We start from the raw sequence: 23,790 nt of genomic DNA, 5'->3' as shown, positions 1-23,790 counted from the left end.
TTGAGGGCGACCATCGGGCCTGCCGAGCGTTGGAAAGCGATTGAACAAGCACGACGGCCAATTCGTCCGCTTCGACCGCAAGTCGGTGCAGCCGCTGCACCGGCTGCCGTCGCATCGTGGCGGCCGGCGTGGCCCGGTCTCCGCGCCGCTGCTGCCGCTGATCCGTTCGCGGCGCTTGCGCGGCGTCTTCGCCGTAACGTTCGGCGCGCTGGCCATCGTCGCATTGCTGGCGGGCCTTCTGGCGACGGGCGTCTTCGCCGGGCCGGCGCAGCGGATGGCCGAGGACACGCTCAGGCGCATGGTTCCCGATACGCTGCGTCTCGAACTCGGCGGCACCGATGTGCGCCTTGCGTTCCCGCCGAGCCTTGCGATCCGCTTCAGCGAAGCCGCGTTGAGCGCGCGCGACGGGAATGCGCCGGTGGCCGCGGCCGAACGGCTGTCGGTGCGGATCGACCCGTTCAGCCTTGTCGGCGGCGAGCCCCGCATCGCGGGCATTGCGCTTGATGGCGCGTTGATCGACCTGCCGGCGCTGCGGGCGGCAGCCGGGTCGTCGCCGTCCGAAGCGACGGCTCCCTTCACGCTTGCGGACGTGCCCGAACGGTTCGACGCCGCGTTTGCCGGCGTTCGCAACTGGGGGCAGGTGCACCTGCACCAGGAGGACGGTCTCACCCTGACCGTCGCGGACAGCGAAGTGATCGTCGATCCGAACCCGATCGCATCGCGACTCGGTGTCGTCTCTCTGACGGCACGCGCCGATGGGACAGGGACGGCGGAGATCGACGGATCGGTCGCGTTCGACGGAGTGGTCAGTGCCCTTGCAGGCACGCTCTCGGTCCCGGGAACAGCCTTTGCCGACGGCCCGGTGCAGCTCGACATCGAGGCGGAGGGGATGCCGTTTCCCTGGCGGCGGCTGCCGACGCTGTTCTCCGACGTCATGACCGATCACGAGCCCGACGCCGAACGCGAGCCGGTACCCTCGCGGGCGCGGATCGAGATGGTCGATGCGGGCGCCGGCGGCGGGGGCGATGTGCTGCGCGTCTCGCTGGCGCCGCGCGACATGCGCCTGAAACTCGCCGAGGGCGACTATGTGCCGCTGTCGGGCCGCTTCGTCTTCGACTACGGCTTTGACGACCAGATCGTCACGCTCGAGCCTGTGACATGGGCGCTTGGCCGGTCGACCTTTGAACTGGGCGCCCGTTTGCGCGACGCGTCGCGCAACGAAACGCTTTCGAACAGCCCCGCCGGCGCCATCGAATTCGATGCGATCGCCAATCGGGGGCAACTCGCGCCCGCCGACTCGCCCGTCGGCCGGCTGCGGTTCGCCGCGCGGGCGCGCGGGGTGTTCGAACCCGGCACGCGGCTGCTCAACTTCACCGACATCGAGATGCAGTCCGACGCCGGCGGCGCCGTCGCCGAGGGGCAGGTCAGCTTCAACCGTGTCGCGCCGAGCGCGGTGTTCCGCGTGGATATCAACGACATGTCGGTCGCCGGTCTCAAGCAGTTCTGGCCCGCGCCGGTCGCCCGCGCCGCCCGGCGCTGGGTGCTGGAGAACCTTGCCGGCGGGCGGGTGGTCGAGGGCCGTTTCGACATCGCCGAACCGCTCAGGCGTCGCGTGCCGGAGACCGGCGAACGGCTTGCCGGCGACAGCCGGATCACGCTCGATGTCGAGGGCGTGCGCTTTGATATCGCCGGCGATCTGCCGCCGGTGCGCGATGCGGTCGGTCGCGTCGAATTTGCCGACGAAACCACGCGGATGATCCTTGAGGCGGGCACGGTCTATCTGCCGAGCGGCCGGACGGCGCAGGCGCGCGAGGGCGTGATGATCATCCGGCCGGGCGACGAGGACGGCCTCGTGATGGCCGACGCCAATGTGAGCCTTTCGGGCGGCGCCGACGCGCTCGGCGAGATCATCGCCTATCGGCCGATCAGCGCGCAATCCTACCGCGACTATGATCCGGCCGACCTGAGCGGTGCGGTGGATGCGCAGATCGCGCTGACGATTGCGCTCAATGCGGGCACGGCCGCGCCCCCGCCGGAGTGGAGCGTCGACATGACGCTCGCCGACGCGGCGATCGCCGAACCGGTCGAGGGCCGCCTGCTGTCCTCGCTCGATGGCTCGATCAGCGTCACGCCGGCTGGCGCGGAAATCGACGTCTCGGGCGCGATTGACGGCATGCCGGCGGATGTGGCGATGGTGATGCCTTTCGGCGACTCGCCGCTCGAAGCGTCACGCGACATCACGCTGCGGCTTGATGACGAGACCCGGCGGTCGCTGGCGCCGGGGCTGGCGGTGCTGCTGCGAGGGCCGACGCCGGTGAGGCTCGAGGGCGCGGGGGAGGCGTTCGAGGTCGAGGCCGACCTCGGGCCGGCGGAGTTGCGCCTGCCCTGGATCGGCTGGTCGAAAGGAACGGGGGTTGCTGCGACGGCCGCGTTCGACCTGTTGCTCGAGGACGGCCGTGCGACGATGGACGATTTTCGCCTTGCAGGCGGCTCGTTCGCGGCAAACGGCACCATCACGGTCGGCGAGGGCGGTCTTGAGCGCGTGCGGTTCGGCACGTTGCGCCTCAACGAGGGCGATGATGTCGCCGTCGACGTCCGGCGCGCCGGAAACGGCTACCGCGTGGATGTGCAGGGCTCTTCGCTCGATGTGCGCGCCCTGATCCGCCATGTGCGAAAGGAGATGAACTCGACCGACGGGTCGGGCGAGGGGGCCGTTCCGGTGACCGTGTCGGTCGATATCGGGACGGTGCGCGGCTTTCGCGGCGTGCGCATGCGCAACGTGCGGGCCGAACTGTCGATCCGCGAAGGCGGCCTTCAGAGCTTGTCGGTCACCGGCACGGGTGCGAGCGGCATGCCCTTCTCGCTGGCCCTCGAAGGCCAGGGCGCCGCACGCCGGGTGCGGATCGAGGCGCTGGATGCGGGCGAATTGCTGCGGTTTGCGGACCTTTACGGCCAGGTTCGCGGCGGCGTTTTGAACGTCGCCCTGTCGGGCGGGCAGGGTGGACGTCTGTCCGGGCCGATCCGGATGACCGATTTCAGCATCTTCGACGAACCAAAACTGGCCCAGCTCGTCTCCAGCCGTCCGGAGGGAACGAACAGCCTGCGCGATGCGGTCGGGCGGGACATCGACACGCGCGAGGTTGTCTTCGATCTCGCCCAGGGCATCGCCTCGTTCACGCCGAACGGGCTGACGCTGGAGCAGGGCGTGGTGCGCGGGCCGCTGGTCGGCCTTGCGCTGCAGGGACAGGTCTACGATCCGGACGGGCTGATGCGCATCACCGGAACGTTCATGCCGGCCTACGGGCTCAACTCGCTGTTCGCCGAGATACCGATCCTGGGGCTCGTGCTCGGCAATGGCCGCGACCGGGGGCTGATCGGCGTGACCTTCAAGCTCGAAGGTTCGTTCGAGCGCCCGCAGATCACCGTCAATCCGCTGTCGCTGATTGCGCCGGGCGTGTTCAGATCGATCTTCGAGTTCCGGTGAGCGAACGTGGCAACGTCATTCCGGAATCAGGTTCCGGAATGACGCAGTCGGCAGCGCTCGAAGGCAAGATTTGGGGCCGGCGCTGCCGTCACACCGGCTTGACGAGCACATGCTTCTTCTTGCCGAGCGACAGCTTGATCACGCCGTCGGCGAGATGGCCGGCGTCGACCGTCATCCGCTCGTCGCCGACCGGGCCGTCATTGACGCGCACGGCGCCGCCCTTGACGTGCCGGCGTGCCTCGCCATTGGAGCCTGCGAGGCCGGCGGAGACCAGAAGCGTCAGCAGGCCCGTGCCGGCGTCGAGTTCGCCCTTCGGGATTTCGATCGTCGGCAGATTGTCCGACAGTGCGCCTTCCTCGAAGGTCTTGCGCGCGGTCTCGGCGGCTTCCTCGGCGGCCTGGCGGTCATGCACGACGGCCGTCGCCTCGGTCGCCAGCACCTTCTTGGCCTCGTTGATCTCGGTGTCCTTCAGCCGGGCCAGCCTTGCGATCTCGTCGAGCGGCAGGCGCGTGAAGATCTTCAGGAAGCGCTCGACATCGGCGTCCTCGGTGTTCCGGAAATACTGCCAGAAATCGTAGGGGCTGAAGAGGTCGCCGTTCAGCCAGACCGCGCCCTGCGCCGTCTTGCCCATCTTGGCGCCCGAGGCGGTGGTCAGCAGCGGCGTCGTCAGCGCGTAGAGCTGCGGGCCGCCCATCTTGTGCGACAGGTCGAGGCCGTTGACGATGTTGCCCCACTGGTCGGAGCCGCCCATCTGCAGGATGCAGTCATAGCGGCGGCTGAGCTCGACGAAGTCGTAGCCCTGCATGATCATGTAGTTGAATTCGAGGAAGGACAGCGACTGCTCGCGGTCGAGCCGCAGCTTGACCGAATCGAAGGTCAACATGCGATTGACCGAGAAATGCCGGCCCACCTCGCGCAGGAAGTCGACATAGTTCAGCTTCATCAGCCAGTCGGCATTGTTGATCATCATCGCGCCGGTGGGGCTGTCGTCGTAGCGCAGGATCCGGCCGAACACGCGCTTGATGCCGGCGATGTTCTCGTCGATCTTCTCGGGCGTCAGCAATTGGCGCTGATCGTCGCGGAAGGACGGGTCGCCGACCATCGAGGTGCCGCCGCCCATCAGCGTGATCGGCCGGTGACCGGTCTCCTGCAGCCAGTAGAGCAGGGTCACCGTGATCAGATTGCCGATGTGCAGGCTGGTCGCCGTCGCGTCGTAGCCGACATAGCCGGTGATCGGCCCTTCCATGCACCTTGCGTCGAGGCCCTCGGGATCGGAAATCTGGTGGACGAGGCCCCGTTCGCTGAGAACGTTGAGGAAGTCGGACTTGAAGGCGGACATGGCTGTCTCGTTGCTGATCGGTCGCTTGTCGTGAAAAGAGGGCGCGCCCGGCATGGGCGCAGGCCTGCAGGGCCGTCCGGCGCGGCGCTGGTGGTCGCCTTACCGCCCGGCGAGCTTCTTGACGTTGTCGGGCACCAGTTCGCCACGCATGCGCGCGTCGAGATAGTCGGCGCATTCGTCGAGCAGGGTCTGTTCGTGCCCGGTGAAGAAGTGGTTGGCCCCCTCGATGGTCTTCTGGGTGATCAGGATGCCCTTCTGGGTGTGCAGCTTGTCGACCAGGCCCTGAACGGCATCGGGCGGCGCCACCTTGTCCTGACTGCCGTGAATGATCAGCCCCGAGGAGGGGCAGGGCGCCAAGAACGAGAAATCATACGTGTTCGGCTGCGGCGCGATCGACATGAACCCCTCGATCTCGGGCCGGCGCATCAGAAGCTGCATGCCGATCCAGGCGCCGAACGAATAGCCGGCGATCCAGCAGCTCTTCGATTCCGGATGCAGCGACTGCACCCAGTCGAGCGCGCTCGCCGCGTCCGACAGTTCGCCGACGCCGTGGTCGAACTCGCCCTGGCTGCGCCCGATCGAGCGGAAGTTGAAGCGCAGGGCCGTGAAGCCGCGCTTCTGGAACATGTAGAACAGGTTGTAGATGATCGGATTGTTCATCGTGCCGCCGAACTGCGGGTGCGGATGCAGGATCATCGCAATCGGAGCGGTCTTGTCGGCGGCGGGCTGGTAGCGGCCCTCGAGGCGTCCGGCCGGACCGTTGAAAATGACTTCTGGCATATGCCCTCCTTGGCGCAACGGAACGGCCTGCGCATCCTTCGGCCTCGGCCGGTCGATCGGATGCGTGCCTGGCGGCCGGTTCAAGGCGTGAAAAACTTGAATGCAAGCGCGGAGGCCGTCATATGACCATCGCGCCCGAAATATCAAGAAAATCCCGCACGGACGGCCGACCGGCCGGCGATCGATGAGCCACTATCTCGACCACAACGCATCCGCTCCGCTTCGCGCCGAAGCGCGCGCCGCCATGGTCGCCGCGCTCGACGCCGAGGGCAACGCGTCATCGGTGCATGCCAGCGGCCGGGCGCTGCGCGCGATCGTGCAGAAGGGCCGGCGCCAGGTCGCCGCGTGCGTCGGCACCGATCCGGACCACATCGTCTTCACTTCGGGGGCGACCGAGGCGGCGGCAACGCTGTTGACGCCGGACTGGACCATGGGCCGCTCGCCGCTCGCCATGGGGCACCTTTATGTCTGCGCGGCCGATCATCCTTGCCTGCTTGCCGGCGGACGTTTTCCGGCCGACCGGGTCACGCGCATCGGCGTGGATCGTGATGGCATCGCCGACCTGGTGGAACTGGAGTCGGCGCTTGCCGGTCATGACGCGTCGTCCGGCCTGCCGCTGGTCGCCATGCATTGGGCCAACAACGAGACCGGCGTCATCCAGCCGGTCGAGCGGATCAGGGACGTGGTCCGTAAGGCCGGTGGTGTGCTCGTTCTCGACGCCGTGCAGGCGTTTGGGCGCATTCCGCTCGATCTGTCAAATGGTTGCGCCGATTTCCTGATCCTTTCTTCGCACAAGATCGGCGGGCCGAAGGGCATCGGCGCGATGGCGGCGGCCTCGGACCTGATGATGCCGATGCCGCTGATCAGGGGCGGCGGTCAGGAGCGCGGCCATCGCGGCGGCACTGAGGCGCCTGCGCTGGTCGCGGGGTTCGGTGCCGCGGCCGAGACCGCCCATGCGGAACTGGCCGCGTTCGCCGAACTCGATCAGCTTCGCGACCGGTTCGAAGCCGGCCTGCGCGAGCACGTGCCCGACATCGCGATCCATGGAGCCGGCGTGGCGCGCCTTTCCAACACGACCTTCTTCACCGTTCCGGGCGTGAAGGCGGAGACGCTGGCGATCGGACTGGACCTTGCCGGCTTTGCGGTCTCCTCCGGTTCGGCCTGCTCTTCGGGCAAGGTCGGCCGCAGCCATGTGCTCGACGCGATGGGCGTGCCGGGCGAGGAGGGCGCCATTCGCGTGTCGTTCGGCGTCGGCACGGGGTGGGACGAATTGTCCGCGCTGCTTGAAGCGATATCGCCGATCGTGGGGCGCATGCGGGCCGCGTGATGGCTTGATTTCGGGCATCGGCGCGCCCATCTGCGAAAAGTTGCTGGAAAATGTCAGATTTTACATCTTTAGAACTTTTCAAAACTGCGCTATGACCTAGAACCAATAGGGAGGCTGCGGCAAGACGGTCCCCATGATGTCGGTTGAAGGAGAGCACCCATGCCAGCGGTTCAGGAGACGATCGACCAGGTCCGCAAGATCGATGTCGATCAGTACAAGTACGGCTTCGAGACCATCCTCGAGATGGACAAGGCACCCAAGGGCCTGAACGAGGACATCATCCGGCTGATTTCGGCCAAGAAGGACGAGCCGGAATGGATGCTGGACTGGCGTCTCGACGCCTATCGCCGATGGCTGACCATGGAAGAGCCTGACTGGGCGCGCGTGTCCTATCCGAAGATCGACTTCAACGACATCTACTACTACGCCGCCCCCAAGGGGCAGAGCGGGCCGAAGACCATCGACGACGTCGATCCGGAAATCCGCCGCACCTATGAGAAGCTGGGCATTCCGCTCGCCGAGCAGGAAATCCTTGCCGGTGTGCAGGAGCGCAAGGTCGCCGTCGACGCGGTGTTCGATTCGGTCTCGGTCGTCACGACCTTCAAGGAGGAACTCGCCAAGGCCGGCGTGATCTTCATGTCGATCTCCGAGGCGATGCGCGAGCATCCCGAACTGGTGAAGAAGTATCTTGGGTCGGTCGTGCCGGTCTCGGACAATTACTACGCCACGCTCAACTCAGCCGTCTTCACCGACGGCTCGTTCGTCTACGTGCCCGAGGGCGTGACCTGCCCGATGGAATTGTCGACCTATTTCCGCATCAACGAGAAGAACACCGGCCAGTTCGAGCGCACACTGATCATCGCCGAGAAGGGCGCCTATGTGTCCTATCTGGAAGGCTGCACGGCGCCGCAGCGCGACGAAAACCAGCTTCACGCGGCCGTGGTCGAACTGATCGCGCACGAGGACGCCGAGATCAAATACTCGACCGTGCAGAACTGGTATCCGGGCGATGCCCAGGGCAAGGGCGGGATCTACAATTTCGTCACCAAGCGCGGCGACTGCCGGGGCGACAATTCCAAGATCTCCTGGACCCAGGTCGAGACCGGCTCGGCGATCACCTGGAAGTACCCGTCCTGCATCCTGCGCGGCGACAATTCGCGCGGCGAGTTCTACTCGATCGCGGTCTCGAACGGCGCCCAGCAGATCGATTCGGGCACCAAGATGATCCATCTGGGCAAGAACACGACCAGCCGCATCATCTCGAAGGGCATTTCGGCCGGCACGTCGCAGAACACCTATCGCGGCAAGGTTTCGGTGCACCGCAAGGCGACCGATGCGCGCAACTTCACCCAGTGCGACTCGCTTCTGATCGGCGACCGGTGCGGCGCGCACACCGTACCCTACATCGAGGCCAACAATTCCTCGGCGCAGCTCGAACACGAGGCGACCACCTCGAAGATCTCCGAGGACCAGCTGTTCTATTGCATGCAGCGCGGCATCCCCGAAGAGGAGGCGATCGCGCTGATCGTCAACGGCTTCGTCAAGGAGGTGATCCAGGAACTGCCGATGGAGTTCGCCGTCGAGGCGCAGAAGCTGATCGGCATTTCGCTCGAGGGAAGCGTCGGCTAACGACGACCGTTCGGGCGACGGTTCGGGAGCAGCCATGTTCGATGCAACCGCCATTGTCTGGTACGGCGCAATCTGCGGTGCGGTCGCGGCGCTGGCGCCTTCCCTTGGCGGCCGGAACCGGCGGATTCTCGTCGGCGTGATCGTCGGCATCGTGGCCGCCACGCTTCTGCCCGGTGTCCGGGGCGCGTTGGGGCTGTGAGGATGAGAAGCGCGGACCGCGTTGATCGCTCCGAAGCCGTGCGCCGCGAACCGGCCGCATCGGTGCTGATCGCCATCGCCCGGATCGCGTTCGGCGTCTTCTTCGTGGGCTCCGCCGTCCTGAAGTTGGCCGCGACCGGCTACATGGCCGGCATGCTGTCGAGGGCCGGGTTCGGCCAGCCGGCGCCGCTGGTCTATGCGGCAATGGCATTGCAGACGGCGGGCGGCGCCGCATTGATCATCGGGCGCCTGATCGTTCCGGCGGCGTTCGGCCTGATCGCTTACGTCGCGGTGGTCAACTGGTATCTGCACCCGTTCTGGGTGCTGCAGGGAGAAGAAGCGGCGATCCAGTTCCAGCTCTTCTCCAAGAATGCGGGGATCATGGCGGGCCTGCTCGCAATTGCGGGCGCGGCCGTCCTGGACCGGAGCAGGGCGTGATGGAGGACGAGCGTCGCGATGGCCGCGCTCTGACGGGCACGATCCGCCTGGCCGGTGCCGCGTCGATCCTGATCGCCACGGCGATCGGCTATTTCTGGGCGCCGTTCGGCTCGCCCTACACATCGGCGGGCATCCTGGGCGGGATCGCCGCCGTGAGCTTTGCAGTCCGCGGGCTGTTCAGGTCGAAAGGAGACTGATTTGCCGTCATTCCGGGGCCGCGCAGCGGAACCCGGAAACCAGAGGCGAGAAATGGGAGTGAGAGACGCGATTGTCCGGTTGGGTCTACATCATGGCGTCGAAGCGCAACGGGACCATCTATACCGGCGTGACGAGTGATCTTCAGGGACGTGCGCAGGAACACAGGGATGGTCTGACACCGGGATTTTCGCGCCGGTACGGCTGCACGACACTGGTCTGGTACGAACGGCACGACAACATCGTTGAGGCGATAGCCAGGGAGAAGGAACTGAAGAAGTGGCGGCGGGCATGGAAACTCTACCTGATCGAGGGCTTCAACCCCGATTGGTCGGACTTGCTGGAGAGTTGCTACGCACGAGACAATCCATCGGACGCGATCCGCGATCGCGGCGAGAAGGCGAGGGAAGGCGGTCTGGATTCCGGGTTCCGCTGCGCGGCCCCGGAATGACGAGCAGAGTGCCGCCAACTCGAAACGAAGATGGAATGAGAACGGTGCCGTATTGGAGATAGACCGGCGGCACGGAAAACGCACAAGGGGGCGATTTGCCCCGCAATGACGCATAGAGGGAAAGATGCTTGAAATCAGGAACCTGCACGCACGGATCGCCGAGGACGGCACCGAGATCATCAAGGGGTTGAACCTGACCGTGAAGGCGGGCGAGGTCGCTGCCATCATGGGGCCGAACGGTTCGGGCAAGTCGACGCTCTCCTACGTCCTTGCCGGGCGCGAGGACTACGAGGTCACCGAGGGCGAAATCCTCTACAACGGGGAATCGATCCTCGAGATGGACCCGGCCGAGCGCGCCGCCAGCGGCATCTTCCTTGCTTTCCAGTATCCGCTGGAGATACCGGGCGTCGCCACCATGCAGTTCCTCAAGGTGGCGCTGAACGAGCAGCGCAAGGCGCGCGGGCAGGAGGAACTGACAACGCCCGACTTCATCAAGAAGGTGCGCGAGGCCGCCGGCACGCTCGACATCGAGATGGAAATGCTCAAGCGCCCGCTCAATGTCGGCTTTTCGGGCGGCGAGAAGAAGCGCTCGGAAATCCTGCAGATGAAGCTGCTCGAGCCGAAGCTGTGCGTGCTCGACGAGACCGATTCGGGCCTCGATATCGACGCGCTGCGCATCGTCGCCGACGGCGTCAATGCGCTGCGCTCGCCCGAGCGCGCCATGGTGGTCATCACCCACTATCAGCGCCTGCTCGACTACATCGTCCCCGACACGGTGCACGTGCTCTCGCGCGGCCGCATCGTGCGCACCGGTGACAAGACGCTCGCCGAGGAACTGGAAGCCAAGGGCTATGCCGACATCGTTGCGGAGGCCGCCTGATGGTCGCCAAACCCGTTCCCAAGCCCGACACGCCGCTGACCACGGCCGAAAGCGCGCTCGTCGCGCTGTTCGGTGAGCGCAGCGGCCATCTGCCCGGCAACGCCGATGCGGTGATGGCGCGCGATCGCGCGATGCAGACGCTCAAGCGGCACCGCTTGCCGACGCGCCGGATCGAGGCCTGGCACTACACCGATCTTCGGCGGCTTCTCGCCGAGGTGCCGGACGCACAGACCGAGGGGAGCGCGGCGACCGTGCCTTCGCTGCTCGAAGGGGCGCATCGGTTCGTTTTCGTCGATGGCGAACTTGCCGAGCGCGTCGACATCGACGGTGTCCAGCACGAGGCGGTGGCCGATGGCCTGCGCGCCGATGTCGGCGGCATTGCGCTGGACGAGCCGGACCCGGACGATGCTGTTGCGCTGATCAACACCGCGTTCGTCTCGGACGGGCTGCGGCTGACGATCGCCGACGGCGCGAGCGTCGACCGGCCGATCGAGATCCAGACGGCCCACAATGGCGGGCAGGTGCACACGCGCAACATCGTTTCAGCGGGCGCCGGCGCGAAAGCGACGGTCATCGACCGCCACGTGGGCACGGGCGAACCGGTGCTGGCGTCGAACATGACCGAGCTGACCGTGCGCGAAGGCGCCGACGTGACCTGGATCATCGTGCAGGAGCAGGGCGCGGCCGCGACCCATCTTTCGAGCCTCAAGCTGACGCTGGAAAAGGACGCGCGGGCGACCGTCTTCATCGCCAATTTCAGCGGCAAGCTGGTACGCCAGGAGGTGCACGCGGTCTCGCAGGGCGAAGGAAGCGAACTGAACTTCCGCGCCATCAACCTGATCGGCGATGCCAGCCATTGCGACGTGACGCTCGAACTCGATCATCTGGTGCCCAACACGGTCTCGACGGAAACCGTGCGCAATGTGGTCACCGGCAAGGGGCAGGGCGTGTTCCAGGGCCAGATCCGCGTGGCCCAGCCGGCGCAGAAGACCGACGCGCAGATGGCCTGCAACACGCTGCTGCTGTCCGACCATGGCGGCTTTTCCACCAAGCCGGAACTGGAAATCTTCGCCGACGATGTCGTCTGCGCCCATGGCGCGACGGTCGCCGAGATCGACCACGACCATCTGTTCTACCTGATGGCGCGCGGCATTACCGAAAAGACCGCCCGCGGGCTCCTGATCGAAGCCTTCGTCGACGAGATCGTCGAGGAACTCGGGGACGAAGCGCTGATCGAGGCGCTCGAGACGCGCATCGGCGACTGGCTCGAGGTGCACGGATGATGACCTGTGTTGCTTTTGCCCCTCATCCTCACCTTCTCCCCGCAAGCAGGGAGAAGGAGACCTCAACGCTTGTGCATTTCCTGAGCGAGCCTTGGCGCCGAGGAACAAAGAGTTCGGCGCCCAAGTTGGCGACCCCTTCTCCCCGCCTGCGGGGAGAAGGCGGGGAGAAGGGGCAGGCACGCAAGGACAAGCAGATATGAGTGCTGATCCCGTTTCCAACACCGGCTACGATGTCGAGGCCATCCGCGCGGACTTTCCGATTCTGTCCCGGCAAGTTCATGGCAAGCCGCTGGTCTATCTCGACAATGGCGCCTCTGCGCAGAAGCCGCGCGCGGTCATCGATGCGGTCTCGCGCACCTACGAAAACGAGTACGCCAACGTCCATCGCGGCCTTCATTACCTCTCGGACGCCGCAACCGCCGCCTATGAGGGCGCGCGCGAGAAGGTGCGGCGTTTCCTGAACGCCGCGTCGGTCGACGAGATCGTCTTTACCAAATCGGCGACCGAGGCGATCAACACCGTCAGCCATGGTTACGGAGCGGACGCGATCGGCGAGGGCGACGAGATCGTCCTCACCATCATGGAGCACCACGCCAACATCGTGCCCTGGCATTTCCTGCGCGAGCGCCATGGCGCCAAGCTCGTCTGGGTGCCGGTCGATGACGAGGGACAGTTCGATATCGCCGAATTCGAGTCGCGGCTGACCGAGCGCACCAAACTGGTCGCGATTACCCATGTCTCGAACGTGCTCGGCACGGTCGTGCCGATCAGGCAGGTGTGCGAGATCGCGCACCGCCACGGCATTCCGGTTCTGGTCGACGGCAGCCAGGGCGCGGTGCACCTGCCCGTCGATGTTCAGGAACTCGGTTGCGACTGGTACGTGTTCACCGGCCACAAGACCTACGGCCCGTCGGGGATCGGCGTGCTCTACGGGAAGAAGGACCGGCTGGCCGGGATGCGGCCGTTCCAGGGCGGCGGCGAGATGATCCTCGACGTCACCGAGGATGATGTGACCTATGCCGATCCGCCGCACAGGTTCGAGGCGGGCACGCCTCCCATCGCGCAGGCGATCGGCCTTGGCGTCGCGCTCGACTACATGGATCGGATCGGCCGCGAGGCGATCGCCGCCCATGAAGCGGATCTGCGCGCCTACGCGCACGAACGCCTGCACGGCATCAATGCGCTGCGCATCATCGGCAACGCGCCCGACAAGGCGGCGATCATCGCCTTCGAGATCGAGGGGCTGCACGCGCACGACATCTCGATGGTGATCGACCGCTCGGGCGTCGCCGTGCGCGCCGGCACCCATTGCGCCCAGCCTCTGCTCAAGCGTTTCGGCGCAACCTCGACGTGCCGTGCCTCGTTCGGCATGTACAATACGCGCGCCGAGGTCGACGCGCTCGTCGAGGCGCTCGAGAAGGCGCGGGCCTTTTTCGCCTGAACCGTGATGTGATAGGGTGAAGAGATGATGGACGATCAAGCCGCACAGAACACCGCCGCCACAGATGCGGCCGCCAGCGAGGCCGCAGCGCCGGTGCAGGAATCGGCGATTCCGCGCGAGGAGCTGGCCCGGCTCACGGACGATATCGTGGCGGCGCTCAAGACCGTCTACGATCCCGAGATCCCGGCCGACATCTATGAACTCGGCCTGATCTACCGGGTCGACATCGAGGATGACCGGACGGTCAAGGTCGAGATGACGCTGACCGCGCCGGGCTGTCCGGTGGCCGGCGAGATGCCCGGCTGGGTGGAGAACGCGGTGCGCACCGTCGAAGGGGTCATGGATGTCGAGGTCGAGATGACCTTCGATCCGCCCTGGACGCCCGACCGCATGAGCGAGGAAGCGCAGATCGCGGTGGGGCTTTACTGACGAACTCGGATTATGCCCCTCATTCTCACCTTCTCCCCGCGAGCGGAGAGAAGGAGACCTGGACTGAAGCGGCCTTTGTGTCGGCATGGAGCTGGCGGTAAACGATGGTCGCGGTGGTCGATGCCCCTTTCTCCCCCGCGAGCGGGGAGAAGGTGAGGATGAGGGGCAGGCCGGATTGCCTTGCGCAGCGCCACCACGCTGCCTACCTTGGTTGGAAGACACGGAGTTCCGACATGGCCTTTGCCATCATGACCATGACCGATGCGGCGGCGGACCGGGTTCGCGAGATCGTCGCGGCCCGCGCCGAACAGGGTGCGCAGGGTGTGCGCGTCGGCATCAAGAAGGGCGGCTGCGCGGGCATGGAATACACCGTCGACCTCGTCACCGAGCCCGATGCGAAGGACGACCATATCAGCCACGCCGGTGCCCATGTCTGGGTCGATCCGGCGGCGATGCTCTATCTTCTGGGCACGCAGATGGATTTCGAGGTCACCAAGCTGCGCACCGGGTTCGTCTTCAACAATCCCAACCAGTCCTCCGCCTGCGGCTGCGGCGAATCGGTCGAGCTCAAGCCGGCCGATCTGAAGGAACTGGCGGAGGCGCGCGGCGAACTTTGAGAACCGCCGCGGTGTGACACGCCGCACAGCGATAGGGTTAACGCGGTGCAGACTTCCTCCTGTCCGAACGCAGGAGGCGCTGACCATGGCATCATCGCACGACCCCACTCATCGCGCGGGACGGCGCGCCGCCGAAACGGCGGGCCGGTTTGCTGCCCGTCTTGTCGGGTCCATCTTGGCACGCCTGTTCGCCTTGCAATTGCTGGTCCTGCTCGTTGGCATCGTCGCGATCGGCCGTTCTGTGCCATAGTGCGCATCACGCCGGCGGCCGGCCGTCTTTCCATATGACGCCGGTGCGATATGTTCTGTGCCGGAAAAGAGGGGGATTGGGATGCGAGCTACGATCGCAAGTGGTGTGGCTGTGGCCGTTCTGGCCGCGACGGCGGCGATCGCGCACGAGGGCGCGACCGGGGCGGTCAAGGTCCGGATGGACTCGATGAAGGCGATCGCCGACGATATGAAGCTCATCGGGCGCGGCCTGCGCGGCGGCGATCTCGACCCGGCGGCGGGACGCGATGCCGCCGAGCGCGTGGCGCGCCACGCGGGGATGATGCCGATGCAGTTCGAGGAGGCGACGGTGGAGCCGCCCAGCGAGGCGCGGCCGGTCATCTGGGAAGAGTTCGACCGGTTCGCCGCGATCGCCGGCGAACTGGAGACGGCCGCGCTGGCTTTCGCCGAACAGGCTGCCGGCGGCGCCGATTCCGACGTGCTCCAGGCGACGTTCCGGGACATGGGGGGCACCTGTTCGGCCTGCCATGAGGACTATCGGATCGAAAAATAGGGTCGCTTCATCGATGGACGAGGACTATCTGCGCGACCTGTTCGCCTCGGTCGGACCGATCACGATCCGGCGCATGTTCGGCGGGCAGGGCATCTACTGCGCCGATGGCATCTTCGCCGTGGTGGCGTTCGACCGGCTCTACGTCAAGGGTGACGCCCGGTCTTCGCCGGCCTACGAGGCGGCCGGGATGCAGCGCTGGGGCTATGAGAATCCGAAGACCGGCAAGGTCTCGATGATGCCTTACTGGCAGGTGCCCGACGAAGCGCTGGAGGATGCCGAGGCGATGGCGCCCTGGGCGGATCTCGCCGTGCAGACGGCGCGCCGCGCCCGCAAATAATCGGGCGCCGTGGCCGCGTCAGCGGCCGATCATCATGAAGGCGGGAATGTCGTCACCGAAGCCGACGGGCGTGTCATCCTGCTTGCGGTCGCGCTTCTTCTTGCGGTCCCTGCCGCCTCCGGCCTGATCGTCGTTGGCGGCGCGGACGGCCTGCTTGCTCTCCCGCGAGCGGTCCTTGCCTTCGTGGCGATCGTCTGCCTCGGCCGACTCGGACTTCGGTGCATCGGATTTGGACGAGTCCGGCTTGTTGGACGAGGACGTATCGGCCGACGTGTCCTCATCGGCTTTTTCGGCCCGTTTGGGGGCATCGTCACGGCCCTTGTCCCGGCGCGAACGCCGATCGCGCCGACCGCCGCGGGCCGGGCGGGCTTCGTCCTCGCCCGTGTCCTCGGCCTCTGGTGCCGCGATGCCCTCGACATAGTCGAGCTTCTTGTCGATCAGCTTTTCGACCGATTCGAGATATTTCATCACCGTCCGGTCGACCAGCGTGAAGGCCTTGCCCGAACGGCCGGCACGGCCGGTGCGACCGATGCGGTGCACATAGTCCTCGGCATGGATCGGCACATCGAAGTTGAACACGTGGCTGACGTCGGGAATGTCGAGCCCGCGCGCGGCGACGTCAGACGCGACCAGCAACTGGATCTGGTTCTTGCGAAAGCCCTCGAGCGTCTGGGTCCGCGAATACTGGTCCATGTCACCGTGCAACGCGCCGACGGAGAAGCCGTGCTTGTCCAGCGACCGGAACAGCGTCGCCACGTCGCGCTTGCGGTTGCAAAAGATGATGCCGTTCTTGATGTCGTCCTGCGCCTTGAGCAGTTCGCGCAGCGCGGCGCGCTTTTCAAAATCCTTCGAACCGGTCTTCAAGAGCTTCTGCTCGACGGTGGCGGCGGTAGAGGAGGCGCGCGCGACCTCGATGCGTACGGGCGCCGACAGGAACTGGTCGGCAAGCCGCGCAATCTCCGGCGGCATGGTGGCCGAGAAGAACAGCGTCTGGCGGGTGAACGGGATCAGGCCGGCGATCCGCTCGATATCGGGAATGAAGCCCATGTCGAGCATCCGGTCCGCTTCGTCGATGACCAGGATGTCGACACCGTTGAGCAGCAGCTTGCCGCGCTCGGAATGGTCCAGCAGCCGGCCCGGCGTCGCGATCAGCACGTCCGCACCGCGTTCGAGCTTGCGATCCTGATCGTCGAAGGAGACGCCGCCGATCAGCAGCGCGACCTGCAGCTTGTGGTGCTTGCCGTATTTCTGGAAGTTCTCGTCGACCTGCGCGGCCAGTTCGCGCGTCGGTTCCAGAATGAGCGTGCGCGGCATGCGCGCACGGGCGCGGCCGCGTTCGAGCTTGGTGATCATCGGCAACACGAAGGAGGCTGTCTTGCCCGTGCCGGTCTGGGCGATGCCGAGCACATCCTTGCCGGCCATCACGTGGGGGATGGCCTGTTCCTGGATCGGCGTGGGCTCGGTATAGCCGGCGTCTTCGACGGCCTTGATCACCTTGGGTGACAAGGGAAGTTCGGCAAATGTGACCAAAGGTAGGTTCCGTTGGGTTTACGGTGCGCGCCAGGCCCCTCACGGGCCGCGCTTTCTAAGCGCCGGATAGGCAACCGGCGAGGCGATGTCAACCAAAACGCCCGGAAAACAAGGAAAGTCGGGCGTTTATGTCGGCAATTGTGACTTTGAAGGCCCCGCTTTCGCAAAGGCCGCCGGGCGCCTTTGCTCTGCGATCGGCGAACCGCCGGCAAGCGCCTGCGTAAAGTGGATGGGATGCGAGCAATGACGCGTCCTGCAATGTATCAAACCGGGAGAATTTCCTAATGAAACCGTTCAAGACCGCACTCGCAGCCGTTGCCGCAACCGGCCTGATGGCTGGCGTTGCCATGGCCGACGGACATATGAAGGACATCGTCGACACCGCCGCCGGCAACGACGACTTCGAAACCCTGGTCGCCGCCGTCCAGGCTGCCGGTCTGGTCGAGACGCTCAAGGGCGAAGGTCCGTTCACCGTGTTCGCCCCGACCGACGCGGCATTCGAAGCGCTTCCCGACGGCACCGTCGAGAACCTTCTGATGGAAGAGAACCGGGATCAGCTTACCTCGATCCTGACCTACCACGTCGTGCCCGGCAAGGTGATGTCGTCCGATCTGGAAGACGGCATGACCGCCGAGACGGTCGAAGGCTCGACCATCACGATCAGCCTCGGCGACGGCCCGATGGTCAACGATGCCAACATCGTGACCCCGGACATCGAAACCTCCAATGGCGTCATCCACGTCATCGATGGGGTGATCATGCCCGAAGGCACGATGTAATCATCGCGTGATGACAGCGCTCCGGCACGGGGCGCGCGACGCCGGTGGTCCCTTGGGACCACCGGCCTTTTTCATGTCCTCAGTAGCGGAACTGCTCGGCGAGGATGCGTTCGTCCCAGGAATGGTTGGCGTCGAACAGGATCGTCGCGGTCGCATCGCGCGCCTCCCGCACGGTGACCCGCCGCACCGATTTGACCTCGGTGTGGTCGGCGACCGCGTTGACGGGACGCTTGGATGCCTCCAGCACCTCGATGTCGACGGTGACGCGATTGGGCAGGAGCGCGCCGCGCCAGCGCCGGGGGCGAAAAGGACTGACCGGCGTCAGCGCCAGGAGCGGCGCCTCGATCGGGATGATCGGCCCCTGCGCCGACAGATTGTAGGCGGTCGAGCCGGCCGGCGTGGCGACCATGACCCCGTCGCAAACGAGTTCATCCATGCGCACCTTGCCATCCATCGTGATGCGCAGCTTGGCGGCCTGGTAGGACTGGCGGAACAGGGAAACCTCGTTGATCGCCAGCGCCCTGTGGGCGATCCCCTCGTCGTCGACGGCGGTCATGCGCAGCGGTCGGATCGTTTCGGCCAGCGCCGCCGCGATGCGCTCGCGCAGATCGTCCTCGCCATATTCGTTCATCAGGAAGCCGACGGACCCGCGGTTCATGCCGTAGATCCGCTTGCCCGAATTCATGAAGCGGTGGATCGTCTGCAGCATGAAGCCGTCGCCGCCGAGCGCGACGATCACGCCGGCTTCGCCGAGCGAGGACTGGCCGTAGAGGGCGGCCAGCCTGCGCGCGGATTCTTCGGCTTCCTCGGTGCCCGAGGACAGGAAGGCGAGGCTGCCGGTCAGGGTCTGGTCCATGGACGCTCGGCTCCCCGTTTCGGTAGGCCAGCGGCGCGGGCGGCAACCGGCCGACCCCCGCCGGAACGGGCGCTTGCCCCGACCGGTGATGGTGCCCCCACTAGGACTCGAACCCAGGACCTACTGATTACAAATCAGTTGCTCTACCAACTGAGCTATAGGGGCCGCCGGATGCAGATAAGCACACGACGGACCGGTGTAAAGCCGGTTCGTCCAGTTGTCGTAAACGGTGCGCGGGGCCTGGGGCGCGGCCCTCACTCGGTCTCGTCGGCAGAAGCGGCGTTGAGCAGGCCGTATTTCTCGGCGCCCAGCTTCTCCATGAGGTCGAGCTGCGTCTCGAGAAAGTCGATATGGCCTTCCTCGTCGGCGATCAGTTCCTCGAACAGGTTCTTGGTGACGTAGTCGCCGGCCTGTTCGCAGATGTCGCGGGACTTGGTGTAGGAGTTCCAGGCATCCTTTTCGCCGGCCAGATCGGCTTCAAGCACTTCCTTCACCGTCTGGCCGATGCGCAGCGGCGCGACGTTCTGCAGATTGGGGAAGCCTTCGAGGAAAATGATCCGCGCGGTGATCTTGTCGGCGTGGTGCATCTCCTCGATGCTTTCCTCGCGCTCCTTCTTGGCCAGCTTCTGATAGCCCCAGTCCTCCAGCAGGCGATAGTGGAGCCAGTACTGGTTGACCGCGCCAAGTTCGAGAAAAAGCGCCTCGTTCAGCCGCTCGATCACCTTCTCATTGCCCTTCATGGGTGAGTCCCTCCGGTTCTGATTGTTCCGCCAAATGAGGATCTTCGCGCCGCAAGATCAAGCCGCACGGCGCATTTTCGCGGTCCTTGCCACGCGGCGGACCGTCTCGCAGCGGTCGTGTTCCTCGCGGATGCGGCGGATGAAGGGGATGATCTTGTCCTCGGGCGTCGCCTTGCGGCGATGATAGGCTTCGCTGGCCTCGATGATCATGTCGATGACGCGCGGAAAGCAGCCGCAGCATTTACCGCGCCTGGCCATCGCGTGATAGACCATGCCCGGCGTGATGAGCTGCCATTCATCGCGTTCGAGAAAACTCTCGATGACGGCTTCGATCTCCGCCTTGGCGATCACGTTGCACGAGCACACGATCATTTCGGGCACGACTCCCCTTGCAGCCACTCTGTCCTCGCATGCGCGGCTGGACGCGGGCCATGATCTCGATCAAGGCCCATCGGCTTGTTGCGGAACCGATTGTGAACAACGAGCTCCATGGCGCGCCTAATGCAACGTGACCGGGGCCGGGCCGATCGCGGCAGCGACTGGCGTGTCGGCGGGCGTTTCGGTTTCGATGATCTGGCGCACGAGAGGCAGTGGCACCGGTGCGAGCGTCCGGCCCACGCCTTTCAGGATCAGCGCCAGATTGCCCGCCGCAAGCGCGACCGGCTGGCATCGAGACGGACAGGAAAGCGACCGCAGACACAGGTCCGCGACACGATCGTCACCGGTCTGGATGGCCGCGATCAGGGCGAGGATGAGCCTCTCTGCCGGCCCGGGCTCGTCGGCTTCCGATGCCGACGTGTGAAGCGGGCAGCGGCTGCAGCGACCGAGGGCCTCGACGAAGTCGCAAAGGGCGGCGACCACGATGCGCTTTCCGGCCGGCGGCAGATCATCGGCGAACGCGATGTGCGGACGGTCCATCAGTGTTTCATCGTGTCGCACGGGCGCGCCGGCATAGTGCCGGTAAGCCGCAAGGACCAGTCGTTCGGTCGACCGGTCCGCGTCCGGATCACCCTTTGGGCCTGCGCACTGAAAGGGATTCATCGCCGTATCGTTCGGGCTCGCAAAAAGCTGACTTCTTCCGTCAGTATATGGCGGCTCGGCAAACTTGTGTCAATTACTCTAGTTTTTAGCGGTTCTAAAGTAGGCGCGGCATTGGCGCAGCCCGTCGCGACGGCGCGCATGCATCCCGGACCGATGCGGCGAACGTGTGCGCTCAGAAGAAATGGGGCTCCAAAGAAAAGCAAATAAATCGCGTTCAACCTTTCCGAGTGCAGTTCGCAATGGTTTCTGTTCATAGAGGCCGTGTGTTCATGTATCATCGTGCGAAGATCGGGCGAGGGAGGCGGCCATGACCATCGACAAGGACACGTTCGACCTGATTGTCGAGACCGCCGCTCACAAGACCGACCAGAAGGTTCAGGCACGCGAGCGGCGCTGGCGCGCGCTGTTCTCCGTGCTGGTCGCCGGACTTGCGTTGCTCGGCTACACCAACATCGCCAACCTGTTCGAAAACAACCGCAACGCGCTTGCACAACAGACCGAGCGACTGGTGGAGGAGCGCGTCCGCGCGGAGGTGGGGCCGGTGGTCGACGCCGCGGTGAGCGACAGTTTCGAACAGGCCAAGGGCGACATCGACAACCAGATCAAGATCCTGCGCTTCAACATCCTCAGCCGGAAACTCGATCAGGAGGAGAGCTTCTCCAACATCGAGCGCGATGCGTTCATTTCGTTCATGGACGAACTTGTCGGCATCGACGGCATCGAGACCAATCCCGATTTCCTCGCCTCGGCGGAAATGGGGATCGACGCCCTGTTCCAGGCCAATCTGGCGGATTCGCTCAATCGGCTGAGCGCGCGGCACGGCGACAAGCTCGTCAATTCGACCGGGATCGCGATCACCTTTCGCAGCCATTTCCGCAACCGCATTCTCGGCGATGCGGTGATCTCGCCCGAGATCGACGAAGGCTACGCGCTGTGGTTCGGGCGCGCGGCGATGGATGACCGCGAAGTGATCATGAACCGGTTCACCGAACTCGCCTACATCTATCGCACCGAAGGCTTCGGCGCACAGACCGACGGGATCTACCAGGACCTGATCAACTCACACGAGGCGGAGAAGGACCTGCTCGAGGCGCAGATCGATTTCCTCGCGGGAATGGACGGGTTTGCCGGGCCCGAGATGAAGCGCATTTCGGAGACCGTTCGCAACATCGTCGCGCACTACGACTTCAGCGTGGCGTTCCCCGACTGCGAGGTTTGCGCCTCGTTGTAGGGCAGCCCGGCGGAAAGACGCTCATCCTTCCGACTGCGAGCCGAAACGGGCAACGATCTCGTCGGGCCCGAGCGGTTCCTTGTTCGTCGCCACGAACCAAAGATGGCCGAACGGATCGCGCAGCTTGCCGGAACGGTCTCCGTGGAACTGATCGGTGACCTCGAAGAGCGCCTCGGCGCCGTCGGCCACCATCGCGGCAAAGGTCGCGTCGGCATCGGCGACGTAGACCTGCAGCGAGACCGGCGATCCGCCCAGCGCGTCCGGGGCGACGATCCCCATGTCCGGGAATGCATCGGAGAGCATCACGACCATCTCGTCAATAGCGATCTCGGCATGGGCAATGCCGCCGCCGGGCATGGCCAGCCGGTAGCGTTCGGTCGCGCCCAGATGCCTGGCGTACCAAGCGATCGCTGCGTCGGCATCGCTGCAGACCAGATAGGGGGTAATGGCGGCGTAGCCGGGTCGAACAATGGTCATCCTTCGCGTTCCTCGTCCATGGCGCCGTCGACGCGGGCCTGCAGCGCCATCGCGCCCGCGGGCGCCCGGCTCTTGCCGCTTCCGATCAGGTAGCAGAAGACCTCGCGCGGGCGGTTCTCGGCCGGGTCTTCGGGATCGACAAGCGGCAGGTCGTCGGGTGCGCCGCCTCCGGACCATTTCCGGAGCCGTTCGGCCCAAGCCGCCAGCTCATTGCCGCCATAGCCGGTCTCGATGTCGTCCGAGCCGGTCTGAAGGCGCACATAGACGAAGTCGGCGGCCACCTCCCAGATCGCCGGATAGGTCTCGTGCAGCGCGCCGACGATGGCGACGTTGCGCGCGCGGGCGATGGCGACGGCTTCGGGCTTGGCGAAGCTCTCGTGGCGCACCTCGACCGCGTGGCGCAAGGGCACGCCATCATGGCGTTTCGGCAACAGATCGAGAAAGGCGGCGAAATCGTCGGCGTCGAACTTCTTGGTTGGCGCGAGCTGCCACAGGATCGGCCCGAGTCGGTCGCCCAGCTCGGTGACGCCGGTCGCAAAGAACTTCGCCATGGAGCCGCCGGCCTCCGCCAGAACCTTGCGGTTGGTGACGAAACGGCTGCCCTTGACCGAGAAGACGAAGCCGTCCGGGGTCGCCGCGGCCCATTTGGCGAAGGTTTCGGGCTTCTGCCCGCGATAATAGGTCCCGTTGATCTCGATCGTCTTGAGCTGGCTCGCGGCGTATTCGAGCTGATCCTTCTTTTTCACTTCGGGCGGATAGAAGGTCTCGTTCCACGCATCGAACGTCCAGCCGCCGATGCCGACGCGGATGGTTCCCGAGGTCATGACCGCGCCGTCCCATTGTGCTTAGCTAAGTGCTTAGCTATATTGCGTGCATGATCGTGAAAATGCATCAAGCGAAATCCCAATTGTCGAGCCTCATCGCGCGGGTGGAAGCCGGCGAGGAGGTCATTTTGGCGCGTGGAGACACGCCAGTGGCCAAGATCGTGCCGTTGTCGCCGTCGCGTCGCGAGCCGCGCAAGCCCGGCGCTCTCAAGCATTTGCGCGGTGCAATCCCTGACGATCTCTTCCTGCGGCCGATGACCGAAGAAGAGTTGGCTGCGTGGGAAGGCACGGACATGGCCAAAGGCGAGAATTGAGTCACCTGCTGGACACGCATGCGCTTGTCTGGTGGTTGACCGGAGCGCCGCTGCTTTCGAAAACGGCGACCACGATCATCGCCGACCCGCAGACAGATGTATTCGTCAGTGCGGTCTCGGCATTCGAGATCGCCAACAAGGTTCGCATTGGCAAATGGCATGAAGCGGCCGTACTGGCAGATGACTTCGAGGCGATCATTGAAGGCGAGCGTTTTTCGCCGCTTTCTATCAACCAGCATCATGCGGTTATGGCCGGCCTGTTGCCTGGCGATCATCGAGACCCATTCGACAGGCTCCTGGCCTCCCAGGCGCGATCGGAAAGCTTGACACTCGTCACCAGCGACGATGCTTTCTCGACATTCAGCGTCGCAACGGTCTGGTAGCGCCAC

The 23,790-nt window shown here is 65.2% G+C and carries 28 protein-coding genes and 1 tRNA gene; 19 read left to right on the top strand and 10 right to left on the bottom strand.

Translation table 11 applies throughout. The features are described 5' to 3' along the window. The first annotated feature begins 40 nt into the window (after positions 1-40). Positions 41-3,484, top strand: a complete 3,444-nt coding sequence (locus E0E05_RS09770; RefSeq protein ID WP_131616540.1) for a YhdP family protein — start codon at positions 41-43, stop codon at positions 3,482-3,484. A gap of 88 nt (positions 3,485-3,572) precedes the next feature. On the opposite strand, the gene tyrS is transcribed toward E0E05_RS09770, so the two are convergent. Both tyrS and E0E05_RS09760 read right to left on the bottom strand, forming a co-directional pair. Beyond that, positions 3,573-4,823 carry a tyrosine--tRNA ligase gene (gene tyrS / locus E0E05_RS09765; RefSeq protein WP_131616539.1) on the bottom strand — a complete coding sequence of 417 codons (1,251 nt, stop codon included), beginning with the start codon at positions 4,821-4,823 and terminating at the stop codon, positions 3,573-3,575. Positions 4,824-4,922: 99 nt separating this feature from the next. After that, entirely contained in the window at positions 4,923-5,603 is a 681-nt protein-coding gene (locus tag E0E05_RS09760) for an alpha/beta hydrolase (protein ID WP_131616538.1), read from the bottom strand. 184 nt (positions 5,604-5,787) lie between these two features. Here E0E05_RS09760 and E0E05_RS09755 point away from each other — a divergent pair, with 184 nt between their 5' ends. The 14 genes from E0E05_RS09755 to E0E05_RS09700 all read left to right on the top strand — a co-directional run bounded on the left by E0E05_RS09755 (position 5,788) and on the right by E0E05_RS09700 (position 15,609). Further along, on the top strand, positions 5,788-6,930 hold the full coding sequence (locus E0E05_RS09755) for a cysteine desulfurase family protein (RefSeq protein ID WP_131616537.1): 1,143 nt from the start codon (positions 5,788-5,790) through the stop codon (positions 6,928-6,930). A gap of 159 nt (positions 6,931-7,089) precedes the next feature. Further along, the gene (sufB, locus tag E0E05_RS09750) at positions 7,090-8,559 is read left to right on the top strand and encodes a Fe-S cluster assembly protein SufB (RefSeq protein ID WP_131616536.1); all 1,470 of its coding nucleotides are present in this window, start codon (positions 7,090-7,092) and stop codon (positions 8,557-8,559) included. Between the two features lie 34 nt (positions 8,560-8,593). Continuing rightward, positions 8,594-8,758 carry a hypothetical protein gene (locus E0E05_RS17495; RefSeq protein WP_192900397.1) on the top strand — a complete coding sequence of 55 codons (165 nt, stop codon included), beginning with the start codon at positions 8,594-8,596 and terminating at the stop codon, positions 8,756-8,758. Between the two features lie 2 nt (positions 8,759-8,760). After that, positions 8,761-9,195: a DoxX family protein gene (locus E0E05_RS09745; RefSeq protein WP_131616535.1), complete on the top strand. Its 435-nt coding sequence runs from the start codon at positions 8,761-8,763 to the stop codon at positions 9,193-9,195. Further along, entirely contained in the window at positions 9,195-9,392 is a 198-nt protein-coding gene (locus E0E05_RS09740) for a hypothetical protein (protein ID WP_131616534.1), read from the top strand. Before E0E05_RS09745 ends, E0E05_RS09740 begins: the two co-directional genes overlap by 1 nt. A 71-nt stretch (positions 9,393-9,463) precedes the next feature. Next, the gene (locus tag E0E05_RS09735; protein ID WP_210215696.1) at positions 9,464-9,841 is read left to right on the top strand and encodes a GIY-YIG nuclease family protein; all 378 of its coding nucleotides are present in this window, start codon (positions 9,464-9,466) and stop codon (positions 9,839-9,841) included. 124 nt (positions 9,842-9,965) lie between these two features. Continuing rightward, complete coding sequence (gene sufC, locus E0E05_RS09730; protein WP_131616533.1) at positions 9,966-10,721, top strand: Fe-S cluster assembly ATPase SufC; 756 nt, start codon at positions 9,966-9,968, stop codon at positions 10,719-10,721. Beyond that, entirely contained in the window at positions 10,721-12,004 is a 1,284-nt protein-coding gene (sufD, locus tag E0E05_RS09725) for a Fe-S cluster assembly protein SufD (RefSeq protein WP_131616532.1), read from the top strand. Before sufC ends, sufD begins: the two co-directional genes overlap by 1 nt. A 196-nt stretch (positions 12,005-12,200) precedes the next feature. Beyond that, a complete protein-coding gene (locus tag E0E05_RS09720; RefSeq protein ID WP_131616531.1) occupies positions 12,201-13,445 on the top strand; it encodes a cysteine desulfurase in 1,245 nt (414 codons plus the stop codon). A gap of 24 nt (positions 13,446-13,469) precedes the next feature. Further along, on the top strand, positions 13,470-13,874 hold the full coding sequence (locus E0E05_RS09715; RefSeq protein WP_131616530.1) for an SUF system Fe-S cluster assembly protein: 405 nt from the start codon (positions 13,470-13,472) through the stop codon (positions 13,872-13,874). Between the two features lie 233 nt (positions 13,875-14,107). Continuing rightward, positions 14,108-14,491, top strand: a complete 384-nt coding sequence (gene sufA, locus E0E05_RS09710) for a Fe-S cluster assembly scaffold SufA (RefSeq protein WP_131616529.1) — start codon at positions 14,108-14,110, stop codon at positions 14,489-14,491. 85 nt (positions 14,492-14,576) lie between these two features. Beyond that, positions 14,577-14,741 (top strand): hypothetical protein, encoded by a 165-nt coding sequence (locus E0E05_RS17565; RefSeq protein WP_210215695.1) that lies wholly within the window; start codon positions 14,577-14,579, stop codon positions 14,739-14,741. Between the two features lie 81 nt (positions 14,742-14,822). Beyond that, the gene (locus tag E0E05_RS09705; RefSeq protein WP_131616528.1) at positions 14,823-15,272 is read left to right on the top strand and encodes a c-type cytochrome; all 450 of its coding nucleotides are present in this window, start codon (positions 14,823-14,825) and stop codon (positions 15,270-15,272) included. A gap of 13 nt (positions 15,273-15,285) precedes the next feature. Next, entirely contained in the window at positions 15,286-15,609 is a 324-nt protein-coding gene (locus tag E0E05_RS09700) for a TfoX/Sxy family protein (protein ID WP_131616527.1), read from the top strand. A gap of 18 nt (positions 15,610-15,627) precedes the next feature. On the opposite strand, the gene E0E05_RS09695 is transcribed toward E0E05_RS09700, so the two are convergent. Continuing rightward, on the bottom strand, positions 15,628-17,139 hold the full coding sequence (locus E0E05_RS09695) for a DEAD/DEAH box helicase (protein WP_131616526.1): 1,512 nt from the start codon (positions 17,137-17,139) through the stop codon (positions 15,628-15,630). A gap of 284 nt (positions 17,140-17,423) precedes the next feature. Here E0E05_RS09695 and E0E05_RS09690 point away from each other — a divergent pair, with 284 nt between their 5' ends. Continuing rightward, entirely contained in the window at positions 17,424-17,918 is a 495-nt protein-coding gene (locus E0E05_RS09690) for a fasciclin domain-containing protein (RefSeq protein ID WP_131616525.1), read from the top strand. A gap of 79 nt (positions 17,919-17,997) precedes the next feature. Here the strand turns inward: E0E05_RS09690 and E0E05_RS09685 are convergent, their stop codons facing one another. The 5 genes from E0E05_RS09685 to E0E05_RS09665 all read right to left on the bottom strand — a co-directional run bounded on the left by E0E05_RS09685 (position 17,998) and on the right by E0E05_RS09665 (position 20,432). After that, the gene (locus E0E05_RS09685; protein WP_131616524.1) at positions 17,998-18,774 is read right to left on the bottom strand and encodes an NAD kinase; all 777 of its coding nucleotides are present in this window, start codon (positions 18,772-18,774) and stop codon (positions 17,998-18,000) included. A gap of 89 nt (positions 18,775-18,863) precedes the next feature. Continuing rightward, positions 18,864-18,939 (bottom strand) — tRNA-Thr (locus tag E0E05_RS09680). A gap of 89 nt (positions 18,940-19,028) precedes the next feature. Next, positions 19,029-19,514 (bottom strand): bacterioferritin, encoded by a 486-nt coding sequence (gene bfr, locus E0E05_RS09675; protein WP_131616523.1) that lies wholly within the window; start codon positions 19,512-19,514, stop codon positions 19,029-19,031. 57 nt (positions 19,515-19,571) lie between these two features. Beyond that, the gene (locus E0E05_RS09670; protein WP_244597659.1) at positions 19,572-19,913 is read right to left on the bottom strand and encodes a (2Fe-2S)-binding protein; all 342 of its coding nucleotides are present in this window, start codon (positions 19,911-19,913) and stop codon (positions 19,572-19,574) included. A gap of 99 nt (positions 19,914-20,012) precedes the next feature. Continuing rightward, complete coding sequence (locus E0E05_RS09665) at positions 20,013-20,432, bottom strand: hypothetical protein (protein WP_131616522.1); 420 nt, start codon at positions 20,430-20,432, stop codon at positions 20,013-20,015. 430 nt (positions 20,433-20,862) lie between these two features. Between E0E05_RS09665 and E0E05_RS09660 the strand changes: the two genes are divergently transcribed. Continuing rightward, positions 20,863-21,786 (top strand): hypothetical protein, encoded by a 924-nt coding sequence (locus E0E05_RS09660; RefSeq protein WP_131616521.1) that lies wholly within the window; start codon positions 20,863-20,865, stop codon positions 21,784-21,786. Positions 21,787-21,807: 21 nt separating this feature from the next. Here E0E05_RS09660 and E0E05_RS09655 read toward each other — a convergent pair whose 3' ends face one another. Then, positions 21,808-22,263, bottom strand: a complete 456-nt coding sequence (locus E0E05_RS09655; RefSeq protein WP_131616520.1) for a VOC family protein — start codon at positions 22,261-22,263, stop codon at positions 21,808-21,810. After that, a complete protein-coding gene (locus E0E05_RS09650) occupies positions 22,260-23,087 on the bottom strand; it encodes a DUF72 domain-containing protein (protein ID WP_131616519.1) in 828 nt (275 codons plus the stop codon). The genes E0E05_RS09655 and E0E05_RS09650 overlap by 4 nt, the downstream gene beginning before the upstream one ends. Before the next feature lie 50 nt (positions 23,088-23,137). Between E0E05_RS09650 and E0E05_RS09645 the strand changes: the two genes are divergently transcribed. Continuing rightward, on the top strand, positions 23,138-23,401 hold the full coding sequence (locus E0E05_RS09645; RefSeq protein ID WP_131616518.1) for a type II toxin-antitoxin system Phd/YefM family antitoxin: 264 nt from the start codon (positions 23,138-23,140) through the stop codon (positions 23,399-23,401). Continuing rightward, positions 23,398-23,784: a type II toxin-antitoxin system VapC family toxin gene (locus E0E05_RS09640; RefSeq protein WP_131616517.1), complete on the top strand. Its 387-nt coding sequence runs from the start codon at positions 23,398-23,400 to the stop codon at positions 23,782-23,784. Before E0E05_RS09645 ends, E0E05_RS09640 begins: the two co-directional genes overlap by 4 nt. Positions 23,785-23,790: the final 6 nt, after the last annotated feature.

Source organism: Roseitalea porphyridii, from assembly GCF_004331955.1.
In the GTDB taxonomy this organism is placed as follows: Bacteria; Pseudomonadota; Alphaproteobacteria; order Rhizobiales; family Rhizobiaceae; genus Roseitalea; species Roseitalea porphyridii.
This window is presented reverse-complemented; position numbering and strand designations above follow the sequence as displayed.

Coding starts and splice junctions, on each gene's coding strand:
- tyrS (WP_131616539.1), bottom strand. CDS start 4,823: ATGTCCGCCTTCAAGTCCGACTTCCTCAACGTTCTCAGCGAACGGGGC.
- E0E05_RS09760 (WP_131616538.1), bottom strand. CDS start 5,603: ATGCCAGAAGTCATTTTCAACGGTCCGGCCGGACGCCTCGAGGGCCGC.
- E0E05_RS09755 (WP_131616537.1), top strand. CDS start 5,788: ATGAGCCACTATCTCGACCACAACGCATCCGCTCCGCTTCGCGCCGAA.
- sufB (WP_131616536.1), top strand. CDS start 7,090: ATGCCAGCGGTTCAGGAGACGATCGACCAGGTCCGCAAGATCGATGTC.
- E0E05_RS17495 (WP_192900397.1), top strand. CDS start 8,594: ATGTTCGATGCAACCGCCATTGTCTGGTACGGCGCAATCTGCGGTGCG.
- E0E05_RS09745 (WP_131616535.1), top strand. CDS start 8,761: ATGAGAAGCGCGGACCGCGTTGATCGCTCCGAAGCCGTGCGCCGCGAA.
- E0E05_RS09740 (WP_131616534.1), top strand. CDS start 9,195: ATGGAGGACGAGCGTCGCGATGGCCGCGCTCTGACGGGCACGATCCGC.
- sufC (WP_131616533.1), top strand. CDS start 9,966: ATGCTTGAAATCAGGAACCTGCACGCACGGATCGCCGAGGACGGCACC.
- sufD (WP_131616532.1), top strand. CDS start 10,721: ATGGTCGCCAAACCCGTTCCCAAGCCCGACACGCCGCTGACCACGGCC.
- E0E05_RS09720 (WP_131616531.1), top strand. CDS start 12,201: ATGAGTGCTGATCCCGTTTCCAACACCGGCTACGATGTCGAGGCCATC.
- E0E05_RS09715 (WP_131616530.1), top strand. CDS start 13,470: ATGATGGACGATCAAGCCGCACAGAACACCGCCGCCACAGATGCGGCC.
- sufA (WP_131616529.1), top strand. CDS start 14,108: ATGGCCTTTGCCATCATGACCATGACCGATGCGGCGGCGGACCGGGTT.
- E0E05_RS17565 (WP_210215695.1), top strand. CDS start 14,577: ATGGCATCATCGCACGACCCCACTCATCGCGCGGGACGGCGCGCCGCC.
- E0E05_RS09705 (WP_131616528.1), top strand. CDS start 14,823: ATGCGAGCTACGATCGCAAGTGGTGTGGCTGTGGCCGTTCTGGCCGCG.
- E0E05_RS09700 (WP_131616527.1), top strand. CDS start 15,286: ATGGACGAGGACTATCTGCGCGACCTGTTCGCCTCGGTCGGACCGATC.
- E0E05_RS09690 (WP_131616525.1), top strand. CDS start 17,424: ATGAAACCGTTCAAGACCGCACTCGCAGCCGTTGCCGCAACCGGCCTG.
- E0E05_RS09685 (WP_131616524.1), bottom strand. CDS start 18,774: ATGGACCAGACCCTGACCGGCAGCCTCGCCTTCCTGTCCTCGGGCACC.
- bfr (WP_131616523.1), bottom strand. CDS start 19,514: ATGAAGGGCAATGAGAAGGTGATCGAGCGGCTGAACGAGGCGCTTTTT.
- E0E05_RS09665 (WP_131616522.1), bottom strand. CDS start 20,432: ATGGACCGTCCGCACATCGCGTTCGCCGATGATCTGCCGCCGGCCGGA.
- E0E05_RS09660 (WP_131616521.1), top strand. CDS start 20,863: ATGACCATCGACAAGGACACGTTCGACCTGATTGTCGAGACCGCCGCT.
- E0E05_RS09655 (WP_131616520.1), bottom strand. CDS start 22,263: ATGACCATTGTTCGACCCGGCTACGCCGCCATTACCCCCTATCTGGTC.
- E0E05_RS09650 (WP_131616519.1), bottom strand. CDS start 23,087: ATGACCTCGGGAACCATCCGCGTCGGCATCGGCGGCTGGACGTTCGAT.
- E0E05_RS09645 (WP_131616518.1), top strand. CDS start 23,138: ATGATCGTGAAAATGCATCAAGCGAAATCCCAATTGTCGAGCCTCATC.